This window comes from Micromonospora sp. URMC 105, assembly GCF_051386295.1.
GTDB lineage: Bacteria > Actinomycetota > Actinomycetes > Mycobacteriales > Micromonosporaceae > Micromonospora.
The window spans coordinates 1-22,105 of record NZ_JBPQTL010000023.1 but is presented as its reverse complement, the minus strand read 5'-3'; the positions used below and the strand labels follow the sequence as shown (position 1 = coordinate 22,105).

General features: G+C 70.4%; 22 protein-coding genes, 3 tRNA genes and 1 pseudogene. 9 read left to right on the top strand and 17 right to left on the bottom strand.

From position 1 onward, the window contains the following. Positions 1–25: 25 nt before the first annotated feature. The 4 genes from amcA (ACSNN7_RS10615) to amcA (ACSNN7_RS10600) are packed head-to-tail and all read right to left on the bottom strand — an operon-like array spanning position 26 to position 1,825. On the bottom strand, positions 26–208 hold the full coding sequence (gene amcA / locus ACSNN7_RS10615; RefSeq protein ID WP_436680512.1) for a multiple cyclophane-containing RiPP AmcA: 183 nt from the start codon (positions 206–208) through the stop codon (positions 26–28). Then, a complete protein-coding gene (amcB, locus tag ACSNN7_RS10610) occupies positions 205–1,347 on the bottom strand; it encodes a cyclophane-forming radical SAM peptide maturase AmcB (RefSeq protein WP_436680511.1) in 1,143 nt (380 codons plus the stop codon). The genes amcA (ACSNN7_RS10615) and amcB overlap by 4 nt, the downstream gene beginning before the upstream one ends. Further along, positions 1,344–1,661 carry a hypothetical protein gene (locus ACSNN7_RS10605; protein WP_436680510.1) on the bottom strand — a complete coding sequence of 106 codons (318 nt, stop codon included), beginning with the start codon at positions 1,659–1,661 and terminating at the stop codon, positions 1,344–1,346. The genes amcB and ACSNN7_RS10605 overlap by 4 nt, the downstream gene beginning before the upstream one ends. Continuing rightward, complete coding sequence (gene amcA, locus ACSNN7_RS10600; RefSeq protein ID WP_436680509.1) at positions 1,658–1,825, bottom strand: multiple cyclophane-containing RiPP AmcA; 168 nt, start codon at positions 1,823–1,825, stop codon at positions 1,658–1,660. Before amcA (ACSNN7_RS10600) ends, ACSNN7_RS10605 begins: the two co-directional genes overlap by 4 nt. Before the next feature lie 364 nt (positions 1,826–2,189). Here amcA (ACSNN7_RS10600) and ACSNN7_RS10595 point away from each other — a divergent pair, with 364 nt between their 5' ends. Further along, entirely contained in the window at positions 2,190–3,416 is a 1,227-nt protein-coding gene (locus ACSNN7_RS10595; RefSeq protein WP_436680508.1) for a helix-turn-helix domain-containing protein, read from the top strand. Positions 3,417–3,422: 6 nt separating this feature from the next. On the opposite strand, the gene ACSNN7_RS10590 is transcribed toward ACSNN7_RS10595, so the two are convergent. The 3 genes from ACSNN7_RS10590 to ACSNN7_RS10580 form a co-directional block, all read right to left on the bottom strand. Further along, a complete protein-coding gene (locus ACSNN7_RS10590; RefSeq protein WP_436680507.1) occupies positions 3,423–4,097 on the bottom strand; it encodes a YdcF family protein in 675 nt (224 codons plus the stop codon). A gap of 303 nt (positions 4,098–4,400) precedes the next feature. Further along, entirely contained in the window at positions 4,401–5,171 is a 771-nt protein-coding gene (locus tag ACSNN7_RS10585) for a hypothetical protein (RefSeq protein WP_436680506.1), read from the bottom strand. Then, the gene (locus ACSNN7_RS10580; protein WP_436680505.1) at positions 5,153–5,737 is read right to left on the bottom strand and encodes an AlbA family DNA-binding domain-containing protein; all 585 of its coding nucleotides are present in this window, start codon (positions 5,735–5,737) and stop codon (positions 5,153–5,155) included. Before ACSNN7_RS10580 ends, ACSNN7_RS10585 begins: the two co-directional genes overlap by 19 nt. 246 nt (positions 5,738–5,983) lie before the next feature. On the opposite strand from ACSNN7_RS10580, the gene ACSNN7_RS10575 reads away from it, so the two are divergent. Beyond that, complete coding sequence (locus ACSNN7_RS10575; RefSeq protein WP_436680504.1) at positions 5,984–7,018, top strand: DUF4238 domain-containing protein; 1,035 nt, start codon at positions 5,984–5,986, stop codon at positions 7,016–7,018. Between the two features lie 301 nt (positions 7,019–7,319). Here the strand turns inward: ACSNN7_RS10575 and ACSNN7_RS10570 are convergent, their stop codons facing one another. The 4 genes from ACSNN7_RS10570 to ACSNN7_RS10555 form a co-directional block, all read right to left on the bottom strand. Further along, entirely contained in the window at positions 7,320–7,625 is a 306-nt protein-coding gene (locus ACSNN7_RS10570; protein WP_436680503.1) for a hypothetical protein, read from the bottom strand. A 468-nt stretch (positions 7,626–8,093) separates the two neighbouring features. Further along, positions 8,094–8,169, bottom strand: a tRNA-Lys gene (locus ACSNN7_RS10565). 166 nt (positions 8,170–8,335) lie between these two features. Further along, on the bottom strand, positions 8,336–9,172 hold the full coding sequence (locus ACSNN7_RS10560; RefSeq protein WP_436680502.1) for an alpha/beta fold hydrolase: 837 nt from the start codon (positions 9,170–9,172) through the stop codon (positions 8,336–8,338). A 272-nt stretch (positions 9,173–9,444) separates the two neighbouring features. After that, positions 9,445–9,517: transfer RNA gene (locus ACSNN7_RS10555), tRNA-Lys, on the bottom strand. A gap of 185 nt (positions 9,518–9,702) precedes the next feature. Here ACSNN7_RS10555 and ACSNN7_RS10550 point away from each other — a divergent pair. Beyond that, the gene (locus tag ACSNN7_RS10550) at positions 9,703–10,962 is read left to right on the top strand and encodes an Ig-like domain-containing protein (RefSeq protein WP_436680501.1); all 1,260 of its coding nucleotides are present in this window, start codon (positions 9,703–9,705) and stop codon (positions 10,960–10,962) included. A 232-nt stretch (positions 10,963–11,194) separates the two neighbouring features. Next, complete coding sequence (locus tag ACSNN7_RS10545; RefSeq protein ID WP_436680500.1) at positions 11,195–12,481, top strand: Ig-like domain-containing protein; 1,287 nt, start codon at positions 11,195–11,197, stop codon at positions 12,479–12,481. 51 nt (positions 12,482–12,532) lie between these two features. On the opposite strand, the gene ACSNN7_RS10540 is transcribed toward ACSNN7_RS10545, so the two are convergent. Next, positions 12,533–12,608 (bottom strand) — tRNA-His (locus ACSNN7_RS10540). Between the two features lie 100 nt (positions 12,609–12,708). After that, positions 12,709–13,299: an oligoribonuclease gene (gene orn / locus ACSNN7_RS10535; protein ID WP_436680499.1), complete on the bottom strand. Its 591-nt coding sequence runs from the start codon at positions 13,297–13,299 to the stop codon at positions 12,709–12,711. A 72-nt stretch (positions 13,300–13,371) separates the two neighbouring features. Between orn and ACSNN7_RS10530 the strand changes: the two genes are divergently transcribed. Continuing rightward, positions 13,372–14,622: a glycosyltransferase 87 family protein gene (locus ACSNN7_RS10530; protein WP_436680498.1), complete on the top strand. Its 1,251-nt coding sequence runs from the start codon at positions 13,372–13,374 to the stop codon at positions 14,620–14,622. Between the two features lie 147 nt (positions 14,623–14,769). On the opposite strand, the pseudogene ACSNN7_RS10525 reads toward ACSNN7_RS10530, so the two are convergent. The 4 genes and pseudogenes from ACSNN7_RS10525 to ACSNN7_RS10510 form a co-directional block, all read right to left on the bottom strand. Continuing rightward, positions 14,770–15,174 (bottom strand): annotated as a pseudogene (locus tag ACSNN7_RS10525) (hypothetical protein); the annotation flags it as partial. A 668-nt stretch (positions 15,175–15,842) separates the two neighbouring features. After that, positions 15,843–16,577: a YcnI family copper-binding membrane protein gene (locus tag ACSNN7_RS10520; protein WP_436680497.1), complete on the bottom strand. Its 735-nt coding sequence runs from the start codon at positions 16,575–16,577 to the stop codon at positions 15,843–15,845. A 20-nt stretch (positions 16,578–16,597) separates the two neighbouring features. After that, a complete protein-coding gene (locus ACSNN7_RS10515; protein ID WP_436680496.1) occupies positions 16,598–18,262 on the bottom strand; it encodes a copper resistance CopC/CopD family protein in 1,665 nt (554 codons plus the stop codon). Between the two features lie 148 nt (positions 18,263–18,410). Next, positions 18,411–19,055 carry a zf-HC2 domain-containing protein gene (locus tag ACSNN7_RS10510; RefSeq protein ID WP_436680495.1) on the bottom strand — a complete coding sequence of 215 codons (645 nt, stop codon included), beginning with the start codon at positions 19,053–19,055 and terminating at the stop codon, positions 18,411–18,413. 108 nt (positions 19,056–19,163) lie between these two features. Between ACSNN7_RS10510 and ACSNN7_RS10505 the strand changes: the two genes are divergently transcribed. The 4 genes from ACSNN7_RS10505 to ACSNN7_RS10490 form a co-directional block, all read left to right on the top strand. Continuing rightward, entirely contained in the window at positions 19,164–19,751 is a 588-nt protein-coding gene (locus ACSNN7_RS10505; protein ID WP_436680494.1) for a sigma factor-like helix-turn-helix DNA-binding protein, read from the top strand. A gap of 33 nt (positions 19,752–19,784) precedes the next feature. Further along, a complete protein-coding gene (locus ACSNN7_RS10500) occupies positions 19,785–20,309 on the top strand; it encodes a DoxX family protein (RefSeq protein WP_436680493.1) in 525 nt (174 codons plus the stop codon). Beyond that, a complete protein-coding gene (locus tag ACSNN7_RS10495) occupies positions 20,302–21,018 on the top strand; it encodes a DsbA family protein (RefSeq protein ID WP_436680492.1) in 717 nt (238 codons plus the stop codon). Before ACSNN7_RS10500 ends, ACSNN7_RS10495 begins: the two co-directional genes overlap by 8 nt. Further along, positions 21,015–22,105: hypothetical protein (locus ACSNN7_RS10490; protein WP_436680491.1), on the top strand; the 1,091-nt coding region annotated here is incomplete at its 3' end. The genes ACSNN7_RS10495 and ACSNN7_RS10490, both read left to right, overlap by 4 nt.

Sequence of the window (22,105 nt, the reverse complement as noted above, 5' to 3'; positions counted from 1 at the left end):
TCGGCTCGAGCCGCCGGCCGGCGGACTACTTCTTTTTGTTCCAGTTGTCCCAGCCGGGGCGGCTGTCGAACTTCCCCTTGTTGTCCCAGGTCGGGCGGTTGTCGAACTTCGCCGCGTCGATCGACGCTACCGCCTGCTCCGGGTCGACGCCGAGGAGGGCGAGGCGGTCCGGCGGCGCGTCGAGAAGCGCGACGAGGGCGTTGGTCATGGCGGTCCTCCTGGAGGGGTGAGGTGATCCGCGGCGGCGCGGATCAGGGCTTGCCGGGTCGTGCGGCAGTACGCGGTCTCCCGGGCGGTGAAGGTGCCGTGTTCGAAGTAGCGGTTGCCGGCCTGGGCGCCGCGGCAGAAGTCGTAGAACACGCAGCGGTCCGCACAGTCGTTGAGCGCCGTGACAAACTCGATGACGTATTGCAGCTTCTGAGCGCGGGCGAGCATGTAGCCGATCGGCTCGCGAAGGACGTTGCCCGCGATGAAGTCGGCGTACCGCGGGCTTTTGATGCCGAGCAGTTCCGGTGACAGCAGGACCACCTGGCCGTCGTGGGCGACGGTGGGGATCGGTTCGTACGGGCCGTGGTCGGTGAGGCCGGCACGGGTGGCGCCGAGGTAGTCGGCCAACCGATCCAGGTCGCGGATCCGCAGCGGACTGCCGGCGAGCCGGTGCCGGACGAGTCGGCTCCAAAACCGGTACGCGGCTTCCTCCGGCACCGGCGTGCGCGCGGCGCCTTCCTGCTCCTCGATGTTGAAGCCCACCGACTCACATCCCGGCAGGGCGGTGAAGAACCCGACCAGGTCGTCGGCGTGGTCGATGGTCTCGGGTGTGACGACGCAGATTACCGAATACGGCAAGCCGGCCTCGGCCAATACCCGGGTGCCGCGGATCGTCCGGGCCGTCGTCGCATTTCCGGCCCGATCGAGCCGGTTCCGGTTGAGCATCCCGGGCCCGTCGATGCTGACGCCGACCTCAAAGTCATAGGCGACGAACAGATCGCACCACCGCTCGTTAATGAGCGTCGCGTTGGTCTGGATCTCGTGGCGAACCCGCCCAGCCCGCCGTAGCTCCTCGAAGGGAGCGAGCAACTGACGGAAGCTGTCGATCGGTGTGGCGGTGGGCTCCCCGCTGTGCCACACCACGCTCACCGGATGAACGCTGCCCTGCTGCTCGATCGACCGGGCGCAGGCGGCCGCAACGGAGACCGACATGAGCTGCCGCGAGCGCCGGTCGGGCAGGTAGCAGTAGCTGCAGTCCAGGTTGCAGAAGCTGGTGGGCTGCAGAACCAGGGTGTGGAAGGCCCCGGCGATGGCCGGCTGTCCTGTCGTGGCGATGATCCCGATGCCCCGGACGCTCATGTCTCCTCCGGTGTCTGCGGTTCGGCGGCGGACGGACGGCCGCTGCGGTGCCGGGCCGACCAGCCGAGGAACCGGTCGAACAAATCCCTGACGTCGCCCGTGGTTCGCGGGTTGAGTCGGTGCAGGTCGTCGATCGCCTCGTGCAGGCGGCCGGACAGGTAGAGCAGCAGGTTGAGCCGGCTGCCCTGGTAGCTGGTCAACAGGGCGAGCTTGGCCCGTCCACAGGGCCAGGGCTGACCACAGACCCGGCACAACCAGAGCGGACGCAGCGGCAGATGTTCCGGCGGCACCAGCGCGGGCTGCTTGCTGCTCATCGGCGACCGCCGTTCTGCACCTGCCGCTCGAAGAGCTGACGCCACACGTGGGTCAGCAATGGCGGATCCGCCCGTGGAGCCTGTGGCCACGCCGGATCCTCGGGGATCAACTTCTGTCGCCAGGAACGGTCGGCCAGCGCATGACGCGAGATGTACACCGTCACGCGAGCCTCCTTGAGCGGGCGGACGGGCGGTGGGCTCGCCGGAACACGGACGAGCCCACCGCCACACGCCGGCGGCTGGGAGCAGACCGCCGGTCACCCGCCCACGCAGCCCTCATGGCGGTACGCAAGCGGGGAAGACGTCGAGAGAGATCGCCCCAGGGCTGGCCGAGCCGGCGGCTCAGGCCGTCGTTGGCAGTGCCGTGCATCGAGCCCCTCCGCTCCCTGTCAGTGCTGTCAGCCACAGGCATCGACACACGTCGGTGACCTGGGGTGAACTGAACGTAGGGGCGGCCTGGCAGAGGAACCGGGAAAATCCGTACCGGGTCCGACGGTGATCAGCGGGCAGGGTGATGGTGTGCGAGGGATGACGGACGACATGACGATCGGCCAACGCGTCGCCTTCTACCGGCGCCGGCGAGGGCTCTCCCAGGAAGTGCTGGCCGGGTTGGTCGGCAAGACACAGGAGTGGTTGCGTAAGGTCGAGACAAATCGCGCCGACCTGGACCGGCTGTCAGTCATTCGCGCGATCGCCAAAGCCCTCGATGTGTCACTTGGGGACTTGATCGGCGCACCCAGCCTGTTCGAGTGGTCCGACGAGTCAGGCCGGGAGACCATTCCCGCACTGCGCGCAGCGCTCCACGACTACCGGCACCTCGCGCCCACGCTGGCCAGCCCGGCCGCTGTCGAGGCACCTGCCCTGCGCGAGATCGAGAACGACGTCACCGAGATTTGGACCGCCTACCAGCACTCGCGATACGGCACGCTTGCCCGCCGGCTGCCCTACCTCATCCACGACTGCCTCAGCGCCACGGAGGCGTACGACGGCGACGACGGCCAGCGCGCACACGCGATGACCGCTTACGCCCACCAGCTCGCCGCGTTGTTCCTCACCAAGCTCGGCGAAGGTGACCTCGCCTGGACCGCCGCCAGCCGAGGTCTCGCCGCCGCCAACGCCAGCCACGATCACGTCGTCATCGGCTCACTCAGCCGCTCTGCCGCACACTCGCTGGCATCCATCGGCGAATACGCGCAGGCACGCGGCCTCGCCGCCACGGCGGCGCAGTTCCTCGAACCAGGGCTCGCCAAGCCCACGCCGCAGCTGCTGTCGGTCTACGGCAGCCTGCATCTCGTCTGCGCCCTCGCTGCGGCCCGGGACGACGACCGTTCCTCTGCCGACACTCATATCGCCGAGGCCGACGCCGCAGCGACCCGGCTCGGTGCCGACGGCAACCACGTGTGGACCGCGTTCGGGCCGACCAACGTGACGATCCACAAGACGACCGTGGCGATGGAACTCGGCGACGTGCAACGCGCCATCGCCATCGGCTCTCCGCTCCACACCGGCGCCCTGCCAGTGGAACGGCAGGTTCGGCACGCCATCGAAACCGCCCGAGCCCTTGCCCGGTGGAACCGCATCGACGACGCGCTCGCCGCGCTTCTGGACGCCGAGGTCATCGGCCCCGACCAGGTGCGCTACCACCGGCTCTCCCGGGACCTCGTCCGGGACATCCTCACTCGCCCCCGGCCACCCCGACTGGCCGTCGAACTCAGCGACCGGATGGGCGTCCCGTCGGGAGGGCCGCGCTGGTAGCCGTGATCAGATCAGCCGGCTCGTGTAGCCGGCCGCCACCAGTCGCTCGAAGGCAGCCCTCACTTCGTCCGGCATCTCCTGCGAGATCGCGAACCCGCGCTCCGCGTACACCTCGATTCGCTGCGTGTCGCCCACCAGCATGTCCACCACCCGCCGCGGGTCGCCGATGCTGCTCACGTAGTCGTCCAGTTCGAGTGGGTTCGACGCGCACACCACATCGACCTCCGGCCACATCAGCCTGCAGGTGGCGTAGGCCCGGCGCTGTTGGTAGGGCCGCGACATGATCAGCACCGACCCCACCGGAATCTGGCGTTCGGCCAGGAGCGCACGGGAGAATTCGAGGTTCTCGGCGGTGTTCGTGGCACGCGGCTCCACGAGAATGGACTCCGCCGGAACATCGTGCTCAACCGCGTACTCGCGATAGTGCACCGCCTCGCCGCGGGGGAACCGCTCGATCGTTGTCGGCGCGTTCGCCCCGGTGAAAACGATCCATGGGAACAGCCCTGCTTGAAACAGCCGCGTGGCGATCACCGCAACGCCGAGGTCATGGCTGCCCAGCCCGATGCCTACGTCGCAAGGGCGCAGCTTGTGGTGCATGTTGTGGTATCGCCACAGCGTCTCCACGTCAGCCCGGACCTCGTCTGTGAGCACGTGAGTCGGCACCGCGGCCTGCCGATCCATCAGCGCCCGCCAGGTAGGGCAAGCGCCGGAGTTTGATTCACGCCCCGTTCCCTCATTAGGTCAGCGTAGGGCAGGCAGGGCCGACACCAGCAGCGCCATCGGCAGCCGCTCCCTGCATCGGCGCCAACTCGCGTACCTGAACCTACAACGCCATCTCACCGGCCTCACGGATGGCCGCACCGAGCACGAAGCGAGCCGCGCGATCTGCGGCACGAGAGCGAACCGGATCAAAGGTGGGTTGGTCGCCCGCGTATGCGCGCGGTTGGCGGCATAGCGTGTGCGAGTCCATTCTGGCAAGGCGAGTCAACGGCCGCCGAAAACTTGATCTTGCCAATCGCTCAGGACTTGGTCACTGATGTTCGCGCCGAACTGGCGAAGCAGTTGTTGCGTGATCTGCATGCCAACTCGGCGGGGATCCCCGATTAGGCGGGCCGATTCAAGGGTCTCGGTCGCCTCCAGCGTCGGAGCGTTCACGACGTAGTTGGCGTTCAGTTCGCGGTTAGGACTGCCAGATATCAGCTGCCTACCGCCAATTTGGGCCAACGCGACAGAGATGGTGACCGTTTCGCACTCCAGCTGAGTTCCAATTCGGGCGGCAAATTCGGCCACCTCAACCGAATAGAGAAGAATGTCCCAAACGGCAACAGCTCCAGAGGCGTTCGAAACATACGGCTTGAGGTATTGACTCTCCTCAAGGTCGGTAGCCAATGCGCGCCGATGTAGGAATTGGCCGCTCGTGCACGCACGCCACGCTTCGAGGTGCGGGACACCCCCCGGTCCTATATCTTGACCGATCCATGCTCCGTGTCTCATGATCGGGGTACCGCTATCCACGAAGGGAACGGGCCAGCCACGAAGTCGGACGACGTTCTGCAACACATATTCTTCAAGATTGACCGGAGATACGCGATCGCGCGTGTAAGGACCAGGCTGGATGGCAACGTCCGTATGGCCCAGGCGCAGCACTTGTTCTGCTACGGTTGTCGGATTGGCCCAAGCAAGCTCGGCTTCCTTTAGGAACTGCTCCTGTTCGGCTTCCTCAACAGTCCCAGCAGTCAAGTGGACCCCAGCCACGCCGGCTCTGCGGATGAACTCTCGTACGCCCTTGGCTTGCCGCGTGGACGTACGTACGTCATGCCTTTCTGCAGGATGCCTGGGTAGTCTCGCCGGCACAGGTGAGGAATATCCTCGAACTCCGCAACTTCAATCGCCACCACATCGATCCCGTTGACAAGTCGGATCGGATAGAGATGGAACGCGACTGGAGGGTCGGCATAGCGAGCCAGCGCGTCGTTGACGTTATCGAAGTCGGACCACCCGCTAAGTTGCGTGGCGCTCAGGCCGGGAAGCATATCGACCATGCGTGTGTCATCGATACCGACGCAGATCAACCCTCCATCTCGGAGGTTGCCGAGTGCAATCGCTGCTCGGGCAACTCTTGCACAGTAAGCCTTGTCGTCTAGGTCACCCGGGCCTTTGACCTCAAACGAACGAACTTCATGACCAAGGGCCAGGAGCTGCTGTACGTCATCGGGCGTGACCACCAGGTGAGGATACTCCGGGTCCACCGGATCACCGAGGCACGTGGGCGGCAGCGGCAGGAGCACGACCTCGCCGGAACCGCAGCACGCGATGGCCATGTTCCTCACCAAGATCGGCGATGTCAGCGCCGCACGCTTCGGAGATCCGCAGCTCGAGCAGGCCGACAGACGTAGTCGGCCGGCGGGTGCAGGAGGATCTGGTCGATTACGGGGTCGACAGTATCTTGACGCGCCGCAGAGGGTCGGGCGAGCGTTGTGTGCGGCATGGGAGCACCGCTTGCAGACTCGTTCGCCCGCAGAGGTGGCAAGCCGCCATGATTTGAAGAGGTCTGCCATAATTGGGGAATGTCTGAGCAGGTTAGCCGCGATCATCACACCGTGCCGAAGCTATATCTGCGTGGCTTTTGCGGAAGAAAGAAGCTCGACAAAGACATCCTGCTGGCGCGGCATCGCAATGGCACGGAAGAGCGCATGCCCATCAAAAAGGCAACCGTCGAAGTGGATTTTTACGATGTCGGCGAACTCGGTCAACCGGATGATTCCCTTGAGGAATGGTTCTCGCACTCGATCGAGAATCCGGTCGGGGAGGTCATGTACGCACTTCGAGACGGAGTCCTTCCGCCTCCGGGCCCAGGCCGGGCCACACTTGCCACTTTCGTCGCGACGCAGATGGTCCGCACTGTGGCTGTCCGCCGCACTATGCAGGAGGTGAACTCCCACGTGGGCCCGCTGATCTTCGCGAGCATGGTGCTTCAACGTGCCATCGAGATGGATCCCGCGGTGAAGGCGAGGGGGGACCTCCCGGCCATGTATCACGACATTGCCAGGCGCACCCCGGAGGTCATGCGCAGGACTGACACTCCGTCGATGCTGCGGACCATGGTTCGGGAGGCAGACAGGATCAAACGCCTCCTGCTCGATATGCACTGGCTGCTGACCTCCTCGCCGGATCCGGTGCTGGTTACAGGTGACGCTCCCGTGGTCACGATCAGCGCAACCGGTGAACTCGACTTCTCTAGCCCGGTACTCCTCCCGGATCTACACGAGGTGCACGTGCCGATCACGCCCTCGCGGTTGCTCACAATCACCCCCATTCTGCCGCTGGTCGCCACACAGACTAACTTGACCATTGAGCAAATCGCCCTTGTGAACCAAGCGATGGTGCGCAATTGCTGGGACATGCTTTTGCGTCCGCCTATGATGCCGTGGCCGGCATATCTCGTTCTCCCGCGGCAACGGGCCAGCATCAGGAAGCCTAAAATTACGGTTCGAGCAAACGAAGCCGGGTCGCCTACTCCCTTGTCCTTTCCGCCGGTCGTCGATTTGGCCTTGGCGGAGGCCCTGAAAATTCTCGGCGGAGATCCCGACCTGTCCGCGTGAACTGACCACTATTGCTACGCGAAATGGCCGGGAGAACGCGCTTAAATCGGCAGAAGCGGATACTCTATACGGGCCGATGCTTGCTCCTCAGGGTGCCCGACCCATGGCGGCTCCCACGCATTCACTTACTTTGGCCCGACTACCTTCGAATCAGCCGGGATAGCTCCAGATGGAGGAGAGAGGTCGATCAGCCGGTGACGTGCGTTGCCCGCCGCCGGGATCCTCCACACCTGCTCGTGCGGCCGGTGGTAGTGCAGCAGGTCGACAGTGGTGATCGCGATCGGCGCCCGCAACGGCCGGCTCACCAGATCAGCGACCAAGTTGCCTCCCGGGCCGCGTCCCCAGCGATGACCAGCACCACGCCGACCGGTATGACCGGGTCGGTGCGCCGATAGCCAGCCAGAACAATACCGAGCCCGGCAGTTGACCGCTCTCGTTCGGCGATCACCTCACCAACCGGGCCGGGATCGACGTGCACCAGGAACCGCAGACACCGGCCGTCCTGCAGCCACACGCCGTACCCGTCAGCACGCAGGTGCGCCCGGCCCCGCTCCCGCAGCCACACCGACGTGTCCAATGTCGTCAACCACTGGAACAGCCCACACACGATAGCTCACAACCACCGGCCACCCATCGATGATTCCCCACCCCGTCGACGCCCACCATCCCGGCGATCTGGCACCGCGATGACGCCCCCAAGGGAACTCCCGCACCGTCAAAACGGGATTTGTGAGACGTTTTCCATGATCACTGTTCACCGAGTCAGCCGAAGAGTTGACCATGAAACCCACAGAACCGGCATACCACGTTCCGCCAAGATCGCCGGGCCCCGACTACGAGCCCATTCGGGATTCGCCCACTAAGCCGATCCGGAACCACCGACTGCCGCAACCCCGGCCGCCCGACCATCCCGCGACAGCATTCACCGGCCGGCGTCCCGGAGCACCGCGCCGTGTCCCACCACCGCCACCCTGGTCCACCGGCTCCCGAGCACCCACCGAGCGACCACCCACCACCGCCGGACACGGAAAAGGCCCCGACCCGGTGTGAACCACCAGGTCAGGGCCTTGATCGTTGGTGCGCCGCCAGGGACTCGAACCCCGAACCCGCGGATTAAGAGTCCGCTGCTCTGCCAGTTGAGCTAGCGGCGCTCGCTGACAACGGAGAGCACCATACCGGCCCGGCCACCCAGGCCGACAACGGGGTCACCACCCGACAACGGGGTCACCACCGGCTGTCGGCGAGACGCGGCGGCAGGGCGGCGTCCCGCCCGCCCTGCCGTCGCACACCGATCCAACAGTCGCCGTCGGTTCCTCGCTACGACTGAGCGGCGTCGCGGATCATCTCGGCCACCCGCTGCGGGTGGGAGATCATGACGACGTGCGACGCGCCCTCGACCGAGACGGTCTCCTTGGCGCCGGCGCGTTGTGCCATGAAGGCGAGGGTCTGCGCGGGGATGTTCTTGTCGAGGGTGCCGTAGATGAACCACGACGGCTTCGACTTCCACGCCGGCTCCGCCTGGAGCTTGTCGTTGATCGCCGCCTCGGTGACCGGGCGCTGGGTCACCGCCATGATCTTGGCCTCTTCCTCGGGAACGTCGGCGGCGAACTGCTGCCAGAACTTGTCCTGGCTGATGTAGAGGTCCTTGCCTCCGCCCGGCAGCGGCGCGGGTGGCGCCAGGGACTGCACGAGCGTGCTGCCCGGGAACTTGGCTGACAGCGTCCCTGCGCTGTCGTCCTTCTCCGGCGCGAATCCCGCTACGTAGACCAGCGCCTTGACGTTGTTGTTGCCGTTGGCGGCAGCACTGATGACCATGCCGCCGTAGGAGTGCCCGACCAGCACGATCGGACCTTGGATCGTCTTGAGCACGCTGGCGGTGTAGTCCGCGTCGCTCTTCACCCCCCGCAGGGGGTTCGCGACCGCGACCACCCGGTAGCCGTCATCCCTCAGTTGGTCGATGACCGGATTCCAGCTGGACGAGTCGGCGAAGGCTCCGTGCACCAGCACGACCGTGGGCTTTTCCTGCCGCCCTGCCGCCTGAGCGGGATGTGCGGATGCGGGTCCCATTCCCACCGCGGATGTCAGCGTCAGTACGGCCAGCGCCATCCAGAACAGTTGTCGAACGGCGCGGCTCTGCTGCCTGCTTCTGCGCATGCGACCACTCCTGAAGATCGAGCGACGGGCCGCCTCAGCCCTCATGCTCCGGGTGCGGCTGTCGCTCGCACCGTGCTGTGGCCCGGCGGGGCGTCTGCCCCTCGTTCACGCTACGCTCGCCGCCCTCGCTACGGGCGGTGACGGCGGATGTCCGCGACCGGTGCGGCGTACAGCCTTCGAGCACCGCCACGCGCTGCGGCATCCGGCCGGCGCCAGGAACAGCAAAAAGCTCCGGCCGGTGGCAAACCACCAGGCCGGAGCCTTGATACCTGTGCGCCGCCAGGGACTCGAACCCCGAACCCGCGGATTAAGAGTCCGCTGCTCTGCCAGTTGAGCTAGCGGCGCTCGTTGGCAACGGAGAGAACATTAGCAGGTCCCTGAGCCGGGTTCCAATCCGATACCCGGCTCCCCTGTTCGGCCGAGCTTAACGGGCAAAAGCCCCGAAATCCCTCCGCCGGCCGCTCGGCGGGACCAGGACCGCGGCGTCGATACGGCACCATGTCGCCAGGCACGCGAGAACTGAGGTGGGAATGGGCAGGTTCACGCGGGCCGGGGCGATGGTGGGTGCCCTGGCCCTGGTGGCGTCGTTGGCACTGACCGGGTGCGGGGACGACCGGAAGAAGGGCGCCGAGTTCGTCGGCGGCACGGCCTCGGGTACGGAGGCGCCCACGGCGCCGCAGGAGGGCGAGAGCCCGGCACCGGCCCAGAGCCTGACGGTGACCCCGGCCGACGGGGCGAAGAACAAGCCGGTCAGCACCGAGATCAGCGCCAAGCTGCCGGGCGGCGGCACGGTGTCCTCGGTCACCCTCGCCGCCGCCGACGGCAAGCAGGTCTCGGGCAAGATGCGGGTGGACGGTTCCGCCTGGGTGCCGTCGGCCCCGCTGAAGTACGGCACCGAGTACACGGCCACGGTGACCGGCACCGGCGCCGGCGGGGAGACCCGGCAGGGCACCAGCACCTTCACCACCATGGCCAAGCCGAAGTCGATGATCAGCTCCGGCCTCTACCTCTTCGACGACCGGACGTACGGCGTCGCCATGCCGGTGGTGGTCGAGTTCCACCCGGGCATCCCGAAGAAGGACCGGGCGGCGGTGCAGAAGCGGATGTTCGTCAAGACCGACCCGCCGCAGCCGGGCGCCTGGCACTGGGTCTACAACGGCACCCAGGCCTACTACCGGGCCCCGGAGTACTGGAAGCCGGGCACCACGCTCGACGTGCGGATCGCACTGGCGGGCGTGCCGCTGAGCAACGGCCGCTACGGCAACGTCGACCGCACGGCGACCGCCAAGATCGGCCGCTCCTTCGAGATGAAGGTCGACAACGCCACCAAGAAGATGACGGTGCTCCAGGACGGCCAGGTGGTCCGCACCCTGCCGGTCAGCCTGGGCAAGAAGAGCACCCCTTCCTCCAGCGGCACCCTGGTGGTGATGGAGAAGAAGGAGAAGACCGTCTTCGACACCATGGACGAGCCCGATCCGGACAACCAGTACCGCACCGAGATCGACTTCGCCCAGCGGCTGACCTGGGGTGGCGAGTACATCCACGCGGCTCCCTGGTCGGAGGGGGTGCAGGGGCGGCGGAACGTCTCGCACGGCTGCGTCAACGTCTCGATGGCGATGGGCCGGTGGCTCTTCGAGCAGACGAAGATCGGCGACCCGGTGACCATCAAGGGCACCGAACGCCGCATCGCGCCCGGCAACGGCTGGACGGCCTGGAGCCTGAGCTGGTCGGAGTTCGTCAAGGGCAGTGCCCTGCCGGTGCCGGACGGCGGCTCCGGCCCGCTGCTGTAGCAACGGTTGGTCGGGCCGGCGGTCACGCCGGCCCGACCGGCGCAGAAGCGCGGCCGGCGCCGGCAGGCGGCGGCGCCGCCAGTAACTGAGCAGCACTCGTGAAAGCCGCACATTTTACCGGTTTTCGCATGCCCCGATCGGGGTGTTCCTGTTCACGACCGGCAACCGACCGGCGCTGTCCTGCGTCAGTGGTAGAGGATGGGGCATCGGGGACCAGGACTGTGAGGCAATCATGCGAGCTACCCACCACCGGCTGACCCGGCGTGCCGGGCGGCGCCGCGTACTGGCGGCGGGGCTCCTCGCCGCGACGCTGGCGTTCACCGCCGCCTGCACGGACTCCGGCGACGACAAGCCGTCGAGCTGGCAGGGCAACGGCGGCGAGAGCGCCCCGAAGGCCGCGGCCACCATCACCGAGCCCCAGGCCGACGCGAGCGACGTCCCGGCCTCCACCGGCATCACCTTCACCACGAAGGACGCCGAGGAGACCACCGTCGAGCTCAAGGACGCCAGCGGCAAGGCCGTCGAGGGCAAGCTCGCCGCCGACGGCAAGAGCTGGGTACCCGCGGGCGCGCTGGAGTACGGCGAGAAGTACACCGCCACGGTCACCGCGACCGGTGACGACGGCAAGCCGGCGACCGCGACCAGCGCCTTCACCGTGATGCCCAAGCCCGACAAGCAGGTACGGATCACCAGCTTCCTCGGCGACGACCAGGTGGTCGGGGTGGGCATGCCGCTGATCGTCCGGTTCGGCCGGGCGGTGCCGGAGGACTACCGCGACGACGTGCAGCGCCGGATGACGGTCACCGCCACCCCGGCGCAGGAGGGCATCTGGCACTGGGCCAGCCCCACCGAGGTCCGCTACCGCCCCAAGGAGTTCTGGAAGTCCGGCACCACCATCTCGTACCGCGTGCAGGCCGGCGGCCTGCCGATGGGCGACGGCTGGTACGGCCGCTCCGACCTGACCGTCGACATCAAGATCGGCCCGTCGGTGGTGATGCAGGTGGACAACAGGACCAAGCGGATGACGGTCACCCGGGACGGCAAGGTCGTCAAGACGATCCCGGTGAGCCTGGGCAAGAAGAAGACCCCCTCGTCCAGCGGGACCATGGTGGTGATCGAGAAGCTGCGCAAGACCGTCTTCGACACCATGGAGGAGCTGGGCCCCGAGGAGGGGTACCGGACGAAGATTGACTACGCCCAGCGGCTCACCTGGGGCGGCGAGTTCATCCACGCCGCGCCCTGGTCGGAGGGGCAGCAGGGCAGCGTCAACGTCTCGCACGGCTGCGTGAACGTCTCCATGGCCAACGGCGCGTGGCTCTTCGCCAACACCCGCGTCGGTGACCCGATCACGGTCAAGGGCACCGAGCGCAGGCTGCAGAACGGCAACGGCTGGACCGACTGGAACATGAGCTGGGACGAGTACGTCAAGGGCAGCGCCCTGCCGTACGAGGAGCCGGAGGCCACGCCGAGCGCCGAGGCCACCCCGGACGAGACCCCCAGCGTCGACCCCACCCCCTGATCGACCCGGCAACGACGAAGGCCCCCTCCGCGAGGAGGGGGCCTTCGTGTCTGGGGTGACTGATGGGAATTGAACCCACGACAACCGGGACCACAACCCGGTGCTCTGCCAACTGAGCTACAGCCACCATGCCTTCCGCGCCGGTCGCCCGGGCGGGTGCGGACTAATAATAGCCACACCCCCGCGGGCCGCGTCCAGCGGGTTGCGCACCCCCCGGCCGCCCGGGTCTACAGCTGCGCGGCGATCCCCTTGGCCGTCTCCACGTCCGGCCCCGGCAGGGGTACGAAGATGGTCCGGCGGTAGTACTCCAGCTCGCGGATGCTCTCCCGGATGTCGGCCAGCGCCCGGTGGGCGAGGCCCTTCTGCGGCTGCCCGAAGTACACCCGCGGGTACCAGCGCCGGGCCAGCTCCTTGATCGAGGAGACGTCGATCATGCGGTAGTGCAGGTGGGCGTCGAGGCGGGGCATGTCCCGGGCGATGAAGCCCCGGTCGGTCGCGATCGAGTTGCCGCAGAGCGGGGCGGTCCGCGGGTCCTTGACGTGGCTGGTGACGTACTCCATCACCAGGTCCTCGGCCTCGGCCAGGGTCACCGTGGAGCGCCGTACCTCCTCGGTGAGCCCGGACTTGCCGTGCATGGTGCGCACGATCTCCGGCATGGCCTCCAGCGCCGCCTCGTCGGCGTGGATGACCACGTCAACCCCCTCGCCCAGCACGTTGAGGTCAGGATCGGTGACGAGCGCGGCGACCTCGATCAGCGCGTCGCTGCCAAGATCCAGCCCGGTCATCTCACAGTCGATCCAGACGAGAAGGTCAGCCACCGGGACAGACTAGCCGCAGCCCCGGTGTCGCGCCTCGGCACCGCCGACGGGACGGACCGCTAGGGTTTCCCCGTGCCAGCAGAACCCGCCGCGCCACCCACCGTCGCCTCCGACGACCAGGGGGGCCGATCGGCCCGTCGGGTCGTCACGGTGCTGGCGCTGGCGGCCGTGCTGCCGGCGCTCTACCTGCCCGGCATGGTGCACGACTTCTTCGACCTGAAGATCTACATGCGGGCGATGGACTGGTGGTCCTCCGGGCGCCCGCTCTACGACTACGTCCAGCCGGACCGGGTCCAGGGCGAGCTCTACTTCACCTATCCGCCGTTCAGCGCGCTGCTGCTGCGGCCGTTCGCGGTGCTCCCGCTGGGCGTCACCATCACCGTCTTCACCGTGCTGACCGGGATCGGCGTGATCGTGACCACCCGCTGGCTGGTCCGCCCGGTCGTCGAACGGCACCAACTGCACCGGACGTTCGCCCTCACCGTGGCGGTGCTGCTGGTCTTCGCCGTGGAGAGCACCCGGGAGACGATCACCTTCGGCCAGATCAACATGCTGCTGGTGGTGCTGATCCTGGCGGACCTGCTCTTCGCCGTACCCGGCGGGCGGCGCTGGGCCGGGGTGGGCGTGGGGCTGGCGACGGCGCTCAAGCTCTTCCCGGGCATCTTCATCGCCTACCTGCTGGTGACCCGGCGGTGGCGGGCGGCGGTGGTGGCCGGCGTCACCGCGGCGGCCGCGACGCTGCTGGCCGCCGCCTTCGCCCCCCGGGACTCCTGGCGCTTCTGGACCCACGAGCTGTGGGCGACCGACCGGGTCGGGCGCACCGACTACACCGGCAACCAGTCGCTGTTCGGGCTGCTCAGCCGGATCGACGCGCCGGCCAGGCCGAACCAGCTGCTCTGGCTCGCCCTGGTCGCGGTCGTCGCCGGGTACGGCCTGTGGCGGGCGGCCCGCGCCGTCCGGGCCGGTGACGAACTCGCCGGGCTGGCCCTCGCCGGGCTGGTCGGTGGCCTGGCCAGCCCGATCACCTGGACCCACCACATCTACTGGTTCATCCCGGCGGTGGTGGTGCTGGTGGACGCGGCGCTGCGCGCCGACCGGGACACGGTGGCCGGGGTCCGGCGCCGCCGCCGGCTGCTGGGGTTCGCGGTCGGCACCGGGTTGGTGATCATCTACGGGGTGGTGTCCTTCTACGACTGGGGGGTGGCCCCGGCGCGTACCGACAACCCGGCGGAGTTCGTGGTGCGCAACACGTACGTGCTGCTGGCCCTGCTGTTGCTGGTGACCCTCCCGGTACGACCCCGGACCGCGCCGGCGGCGGAATGAGTTGCACCAAATGGACAGATGTTCCGTTGGGTTACTTTCGCCGCTAATCTGACCACATCTACCTCGGACGTCTGTCGGGTAGCACCGATCCCCCGGTGAGGACGGCCCTCCGCGTCGGCAGCGCGGAGGGCCGCCTGCAATCCCGGGTCAGTCCGTGCCGGCCGACCGGGAGCCACCGGGTACCGGATCGGCCGTCTCCTCCGGACGCTCCGGCGGCCAGGGCGGCAGGTCGGCGAGGGTGGCCGGGCGTCGGGCCGGCACCGCGCCGATGGCGGCCCGGGACCGCTCGGGCGCCCCGACCGACACCAGTTGCCGCTCCGGCTCCGGCGCGGCGCCGAGCCCGCTCAGCGAGCTGACCCCGAGCCGGCCGGCGAGCACCGGGACCTGGTCCGGCTCGACCACGAAGACCACCTCGCGCGGGCGTACCGGGCGCAGCAGCACCAGCACCGCCAGCACGATCAGCAGCAGGCCACCGGTCAGTGAACCCCAGGCCACCGGGCGGAACCAGTCCGAGCGCACCTCGGCCCGCAGGTCGAGGGCGAGGTCGGCGCCGCCGTCGGGGCGCATCACCACCAAGCTCAGCCGGCGCCCGGCGAGCTGCCCGGGGCTCCACTCCACGGCGCCGATCCCCTGGCGTACCCAGAAAGGGGCGTCGAGCGGGACGGCCGGGACCGCGCCGGCGGGCCCGGCGGTGGGCGCGGCGCCGGCGTCGGCCGACCGGACCGGCAGCGGCCCACGGGCCAGCGACATCCGCTGCACCGTGGCGTGCGGGACTCCGGCGAGCCACCGGCTCACCTCGTCGGCGGGCGCCAGGCCGACGAAGGCCGGCCCGTCCGGGGTCCGGGCGGTCAGCCGCAGCCGCGCCTGCCCGAGCCGGGTGAACGGGGCCTCGGCGCGCAGCAGCGCGTCGACGTCCGTGACCACGACCGCCCGGCCCGCAGTCCGCACCGGCTCGAACCGGGCGCCGAAGCTGCCGTCGGTGCTCGCATGCCGGGCGACCAGGCAGAGCCCACCACCCGCCAGCAGGGCCGGGATCCCGACGACCAACAGCAGCATTCCGACGAGCGCCCGCACGAACCGCATTCGTTCCGTCTCCTTCGGTGACCGGGTACCCGGCCGACCTTACCGACGGCACCGCCTTGATCTGCGCATATCGGCCGGGACGGACAGCCGCCGGCCCGCCGGACGGACGCCGACGGGCCGGGAGAGGCGGGAGCGGGTCAGGACTTCGGCGCCGGCTCCCGCCGGGTACGGGCGAAGGCCAGTCCACCGAGAAGCAGCCCGGCGAGCCCGGCCACCAGACCGGCGACGGCCAGCCCGGTCGCCGCCCCGTCGGAGTCCTCGTCGTCGTCCGCCTCGGCCTGCCCGGCCGGCGCCGCCTGCGCAGCGGGCGAGGCGGAGGCCGCCGAGGCCGCCGTCAGGGTGAGCACCGGCGCGGGGTGCTCCGGCTCCTCGCCACCCGGCGTCGGCTCCTCGATCCAGCGCACGACGTTGCCGTCCGAGTAGGTCTGCAGGCTCTTGAAGACCATCCGGTCGACCTGCGGCAGCGGCCCCATCGACACCGGGAACTCCTGGAACTGGCCGGGCTTGACCGCCGCGTCGCCGGTGGCCGTCCAGGTGAGCTTCGACACCGCCTCGGTGAGCTGGCTGCCGTGCACCTCGATCGGCGGGTCCACCTTGCGCTTCTCCACCGCCACCGTCCAGCCGGGCACGGGCATGGTGGAGACCGAGCCGACCGGCGCGTTCTCCGGCAGCACCACCTCGACCTTGGTGGTGGACGCGGTGTCGCTCTCGTTCGGCACCCGGAAGGCGAAGCGGCCGTAGGAGCCCTGGGTCGCCTCCTTCGGGTTGACGGTGACGTGCGCCGAGGCGGGCCCGGCGAAGCCGAGCACGGCCGTGGTGACGGCGGCGAGTGCGAGAGCGGCGGCGGTTGCGGGACGCCGGAGACGGATCATCTGTAGGAGAGCCTTTCTCGTTACCTGATCGGCACGGTGGCGGTCACCGTGGCCTGGTCGATGTCGGAGATGCGGACGGTGACGCGTAGCTGCCACTCGCCCGCCGCCGGGAAGCTGATCTCCCCGGTCGCGTGGTTGTCGGTCAGCGGCAGCAGCGGGACCTCGATCGGCTCGATGCCCGCCGACGGCAGCGCGGCGGTCACCTTCCACTCGGCCACCGGCTGCGGCCGGTTGTCCTTGGTGTACGCGTACAGGTGCATCGAGTTGTTGCCCCGCTCGGCCGGGTCCAGCTCCAGCTGCAGCGAGTAGATCGGGCTGGTCAGCGTGGTGGAGAAGAAGCCGGTGGAGGTACCGGCCGCCTCACCGGCGGCGACCCGGGCCGGGGTGGTCTGCACCAGGCTGGTCGTCACCCCCAGCACCACCGCGGTGATCGCCAGCTCGGCCCAGATGGCGCGCCGTACCGGCACCGGACGCTGCGCGGCGCTGCGCCGCCGCACCAGCAACCGGGAGTACGCGGCCACCGCCATCACCAGTGCGAAGAGTCCCACCTTGGCCAGCAGCAGCCGGCCGTACGTGGTGTCGACGAGGGGCCGTACGCCGCCCACCTCGATCAGCCCCTGCACGATGCCGGCGAGCAGCAGCGCCGCCACCGCCAGCGCCGCCCAGCGGGACCAGATCGGCAGGATCGCCCCCAGTTCCCGCTCGTCGGCGCGGCGCAGCAGGAAGACCGCGAGCATCACCAGACCGCCCAGCCAGACCGCCATGCTGCCCAGGTGCACCGCGTCGACGACGACCGACACGGCCGGTGCCGGGGAGGCCGCCGGGTGCCCGGCCAGCGGCCAGGTGAACAGCGCCGCCCCGCCCAGCACCGCCAGGATGAGCGCGTCGGTACGGCCGACCGGGCCCCGCGTCAGCGGGCGCAGCAGGAACGCCGCCGCCGCGAGCAGGCCCAGCCGGACCAGGTGTGCTGTGCCGTACGAACTGCCCAGCACCTCGGTGAAGCCGTCCCCGGTGACGTCGGTCAGCCCACCCCCGGCGGTGTACGGCACCTGCAGCCACAGCTCGGCCAGGGTGGCCAGGGCGAGCAGCCCCACCCCCGCCCAGGCCAGCCGGGCCGGGCCGCGCCGGGACAGCCGGTGCGGCCAGAGCGCGGCGAGCACCAGGGCCGGGCCCGCCACCAGCAGCAGACCCACGTAGCCCAGGTACTTCGCCACCTTGACCGCGTTCTCCACCACCGGGTTCGCCCGGCTCTCCGCCCCGGAGTCGGTGGGTGGCGCCGAGGGGGCGCCGACCGAGTAGGTGAACGCGCCGGAGACCGGGTGGCTGTCGGCGGAGATCACCCGGAAGCTGACCAGGTAGGTGCCGCGCGGCCCGGAGGAGTCCACCGGCACGGTCACCACCGGGCCCTCGAAGGTGGGCTCACCCCGGTCGGCCCGCGAGCCGTCCGGGGCGATCACCCGGATCTTGCCGGTCACCTTGCGCACGGACTCGCTGAAGGTCAGCACCACCTCGGCCGGGGCGCTCGGCACCACCGCCGAGGCGACCGGGCTGCTGCTGACCAGCACGGCGTGGGCGCTGGCCGGGCCGGCCGGGGCGAGCAGCAGCGCGACGAGGGTGACCAGCAGGCCGGCGGCGGTACCCAGCCGGACGACCCAGCGACGATCGACGACGTTCATGCCGGCCATGCTCGCCGACCCGGCGCCCCTGCGGCGACCCGGCCCCGCACCGGGACCGGGTTGGCGAGCGGACCCGGCGCCGCTGCGGCGACCCCGCCCCGCACCGCGGTCCGCCCGGCGAGCGGACCCGGCGGCCGGCCGGCGCGGACTGTCGGCCTCACCCGCGCCCCGCCGCGATCGCGCGCGACCAGGGCCGGTCGGCCTCGCCGCTGACCCGGCCGAGCGCCCAGAGCAGCCCCGCCTGGACCACGGCGGCCAGGTGGCCGACCTCGTGCACCAGCGCGGTAGTCGAGTTGGCGATGTCGACCGCGCTCGTCGCGGCCAGGCAGAGCGCCAGCACCAGCGCCACCGGCAGGAAGGCGCGGGCCCGCTCCGGCCGCCAGGCGGCCAGCGCGAAGCCCACCGCGAGCGCCACGTCGAAGGAGGCCATCTCCCGGCCGGTGTGCGGGTCGGCGGCCACGCCCAGCCCGGCCAGCAGGACCGGCAGCGCGATGGCGAGCTGGGCCACCGCAGCCACCGCCACGGCCACCCGCAGCACCTGACGACGGGCTGCCCGGACCGCAGCCGGCGAACGACCGGCCAGCACCGGGTCGGCGGCGACCGCGGCCAGCACCCGGGCGGTCAGGTCCGGCACCTGCACCGAGCGGACCCGGGTGAGCCGGGTCACCTGCTCGGCGCGGGCCAGCCAGGAACGGCAGCCGGGGCAGGTCGCGGTGTGCGCGTCCAGTGCCGCGGCCGGCGCCTGCGGGTCCTCCCCGTCCAGCCGCGCCGACAGCGCCACGCGTACGTCGTCGCAGTTCATGAGCAGGTAGTCGGGTGGCGGGCCGGGAAAGTTCCCGACGTGGGCCGGGCCATAGAAAGGGCCGAAGGGCCCTGCTCCCCCGGGGTACGCGGCGTAACCTCGGGTGACGTGATCCCCGCCCCGCGCGACACCGCCGCCGGCCGCTCCGACGCGGCCCCCGGCGCTGCGGGCGACACGGCGACGCACTGGGCGCTGACCGCCCGCGACGGTGATCCCCGCGCCCAGGCCGCCTTCGTCCGGGCCACCCAGGCCGAGGTGTGGCGGTTCACCGCCGCGCTGGTCGACCCGGACAGCGCCGACGACCTCACCCAGGAGACCTACCTGCGGGCGTTCCGGGCGCTGGCCGGCTTCGAGGGGCGGGCCAGCGCGCGTACCTGGCTGCTCGGCATCGCCCGCCGGGCCTGCGCCGACCACCTGCGCACCGTGATCCGGCGGCGCCGGCTCGACGAGCGGCTCGTCGCCGACGCGCACACCGGCCGCCCGTACCCGGACCCGGCCGGGCACCTCGGCGCCACCGACCTGGTCCGCCGGCTGCCGGCCGAGCGCCGCGAGGCGTTCGTGCTGACCCAGCTGCTCGGCCTGTCGTACGCCGAGGCCGCCGCCGTCGCCGGGGTCCCGGTGGGCACCATCCGCTCCCGGGTGGCGCGGGCCCGGCAGGACCTGGTCGACGCGGTCGGCGACGCGCTGGCCGGCTGACCGGTGGAACTAACCGGCCGGACGCGACGACCAATGACCGTGACCGCAGCACGCATCCGGGCCGGCCGCTGGCCCGCCGTCCGCCCCTGGATCGGCCTCGCCGCCCGCCTCGGCCTGGCCACCGTCTGGCTCGTCGCCGGGGCCGCCAAGGTCGGTGACCTGGCCGCCTCCGGGCGGGCCGTCAACGCCTACCAGGTGATGCCGTACGACGTGGCCACGGTCGTCGGCGCGGCGCTGCCCTTCGTGGAGCTGGCGCTCGGGGTGATCCTGCTGCTCGGCCTGGCCACCCGGCTCTCCGCCGGGGTCTCCGCCGCGCTGCTGGTGGTCTTCGTCACCGGCATCGTCTCGGCCTGGAGCCGCGGCCTGGCCATCGACTGCGGCTGCTTCGGCAGCGGCGGCCAGCTCGCCGCCGGGCAGGCCCCGAGCTACCTCCCGGAGATCCTCCGGGACCTGGGATTCCTGGCGCTGGCCGGATTCCTGCTGATCTGGCCCCGCACCCCCGTCTCGGTGGACGGCTGGCTGGCGGGCGAACCGGCCGTGGAGGACGACGATGAGTAGTCGCAAGGGGCAGCGCGACGCCGCCCGGGTGGTACGCGAACAACTGGCCCGGGAGCGCCGGCGCCGGCGCACGCTCTGGACCTCCGTCGGCGCGGTCGTCGTGCTGGTGATCGCCGGTCTGATCGGCTGGAGCCTCTGGTCCGGTCAGAAGTCGGACACCTTCACCGCGCCGCCCGGGGCCAACGACGCCGGCAACGGCATCGTCATCGGCGGCGGCCCGGTCACCATCGACCTCTACGAGGACTACCTCTGCCCGGCCTGCAAGCGGTTCCAGCAGGTCAGCGGGGCGACGATCGACAAGCTGGTCGCCGACGGCAAGGCCCGGGTGATCTTCCACCCGGTGGCCTACCTCGACCGCTACTCCACCACCGAGTACTCCACCCGCTCGTCGGCCGCCTCCGGCTGCGCCGCCCGGGGCGGCAAGTTCAAGGAGTTCACCGACGCGCTCTTCGCGCGGCAGCCGGCCGAGGGCGGCCCCGGGCTGAGCAACGACGAGCTGACCGACATCGGCGCGGGCGTCGGCCTGGACCGGGACGACTTCGGCTCCTGCGTGCGCGAGGGCACGTACCGGCCGTGGACCGACAAGGTGACCGAGGACGCCAGCCGGGCCGGCATCACCGGCACGCCGACCATCAAGGTCGACGGCAAGGACGTCGCCGACCCCACCCCGGCCGGGATCACCGCCGCGGTGGAGGCGGCCGGCAAGTGACCGCCGTCCTGCTCCGGCGGGCCGGCCTGGTCGCCACCGCCGCGCTGCTCACCCTGCTCGCGCTCGCCACGCCGGCCGCCGCGCACGGCGCGGACGCCCCCGACGGCACCGACTACCGCACCGAGGCGACCGGCCTCACCCCGGCCCGGCCGGGGCTGACGGTACGGGCCGTCGAGGCGGGCGCGCGGCTGGAACTGGTCAACCGCACCGGCCGGGACGTCGAGGTGACCGGCTACTCCGGTGAGCCGTACCTGCGGGTGGGGCCGGACGGCGCGTACGAGAACAGCCGCTCCCCCGCCACGTACCTGAACCAGACCCTGGCCGGCGACACCACGCTGCCGCCCGAGGCGGACCCGGCCGCGCCGCCGCAGTGGCGACGGATCGCCGACGAGCCGCGGGTGCGCTGGCACGACCAGCGGGCCCAGTGGCGGGAGGCCGGGCCGCCGGCCCAGGCCGTCGCCGACCCGACCCGCACCCACCGGGTACGCGACTGGACGGTGCCGGTCCGCGACGGCGCGGAGCAGCTCGAGATCCGGGGCACCCTCAACTGGGTGCCGCCACCGGACCCGTACCCCTGGTGGGTGGCCGCCACCCTCGGCTTCCTGGCCGTCTCGGCGGCCGGGCTGCTGCCGGCCGGCTCGACGGCCGGGGAGCGCGCGCTGCGTGCGGTCGGCGCGCTGCTCGCGCTCGGCGGGGCGGCGGCGGTGATCCTGGTCGTCGGGCGGGAGCTGGACGCCGGCGCGCAGGGCGTCGGCGGGGTGCTGGCCGGACTGCTCAGCGGGCAGATCTGGCCGCTGCTCACCGGGCTCGGCGCGCTCGCCGCGGGCGGCTACGCGCTGGCCCGCCGCCCCGCCGCGGCCGACTTCGCGCTGGCGCTCTCCGGCGCCTGCCTGGCGCTCTTCGCCGGCGTCGCCAACCTCGGCATGCTCTCCCGCGCGGTCGCTCCCGTCCCCTGGGCGGGTCAGTACGCGCGGCTGCTGCTCCTGGCGGTCCTCATCGGCGGGGCGGGCGCGGTCGGGGCGGGCGTGCTCCGCCTGCACGCCGCCTCCCGCACCGCCCCGCCGACCCGCACCGAAGTCCCCGCCTG

Excerpts from the sequence above, each read along its gene's own strand:
- amcA (WP_436680512.1), bottom strand. The coding sequence starts at position 208 with ATGACCAACGCCCTCGTCGCGCTTCTCGACGCGCCGCCGGACCGCCTC.
- amcB (WP_436680511.1), bottom strand. The coding sequence starts at position 1,347 with ATGAGCGTCCGGGGCATCGGGATCATCGCCACGACAGGACAGCCGGCC.
- ACSNN7_RS10605 (WP_436680510.1), bottom strand. The coding sequence starts at position 1,661 with ATGAGCAGCAAGCAGCCCGCGCTGGTGCCGCCGGAACATCTGCCGCTG.
- ACSNN7_RS10595 (WP_436680508.1), top strand. The coding sequence starts at position 2,190 with ATGACGGACGACATGACGATCGGCCAACGCGTCGCCTTCTACCGGCGC.
- ACSNN7_RS10590 (WP_436680507.1), bottom strand. The coding sequence starts at position 4,097 with ATGGATCGGCAGGCCGCGGTGCCGACTCACGTGCTCACAGACGAGGTC.
- ACSNN7_RS10580 (WP_436680505.1), bottom strand. The coding sequence starts at position 5,737 with ATGGCCATCGCGTGCTGCGGTTCCGGCGAGGTCGTGCTCCTGCCGCTG.
- ACSNN7_RS10575 (WP_436680504.1), top strand. The coding sequence starts at position 5,984 with ATGTCTGAGCAGGTTAGCCGCGATCATCACACCGTGCCGAAGCTATAT.
- ACSNN7_RS10560 (WP_436680502.1), bottom strand. The coding sequence starts at position 9,172 with ATGCGCAGAAGCAGGCAGCAGAGCCGCGCCGTTCGACAACTGTTCTGG.
- ACSNN7_RS10550 (WP_436680501.1), top strand. The coding sequence starts at position 9,703 with ATGGGCAGGTTCACGCGGGCCGGGGCGATGGTGGGTGCCCTGGCCCTG.
- ACSNN7_RS10545 (WP_436680500.1), top strand. The coding sequence starts at position 11,195 with ATGCGAGCTACCCACCACCGGCTGACCCGGCGTGCCGGGCGGCGCCGC.
- ACSNN7_RS10520 (WP_436680497.1), bottom strand. The coding sequence starts at position 16,577 with ATGATCCGTCTCCGGCGTCCCGCAACCGCCGCCGCTCTCGCACTCGCC.
- ACSNN7_RS10515 (WP_436680496.1), bottom strand. The coding sequence starts at position 18,262 with ATGGCCGGCATGAACGTCGTCGATCGTCGCTGGGTCGTCCGGCTGGGT.
- ACSNN7_RS10510 (WP_436680495.1), bottom strand. The coding sequence starts at position 19,055 with ATGAACTGCGACGACGTACGCGTGGCGCTGTCGGCGCGGCTGGACGGG.
- ACSNN7_RS10500 (WP_436680493.1), top strand. The coding sequence starts at position 19,785 with ATGACCGTGACCGCAGCACGCATCCGGGCCGGCCGCTGGCCCGCCGTC.
- ACSNN7_RS10495 (WP_436680492.1), top strand. The coding sequence starts at position 20,302 with ATGAGTAGTCGCAAGGGGCAGCGCGACGCCGCCCGGGTGGTACGCGAA.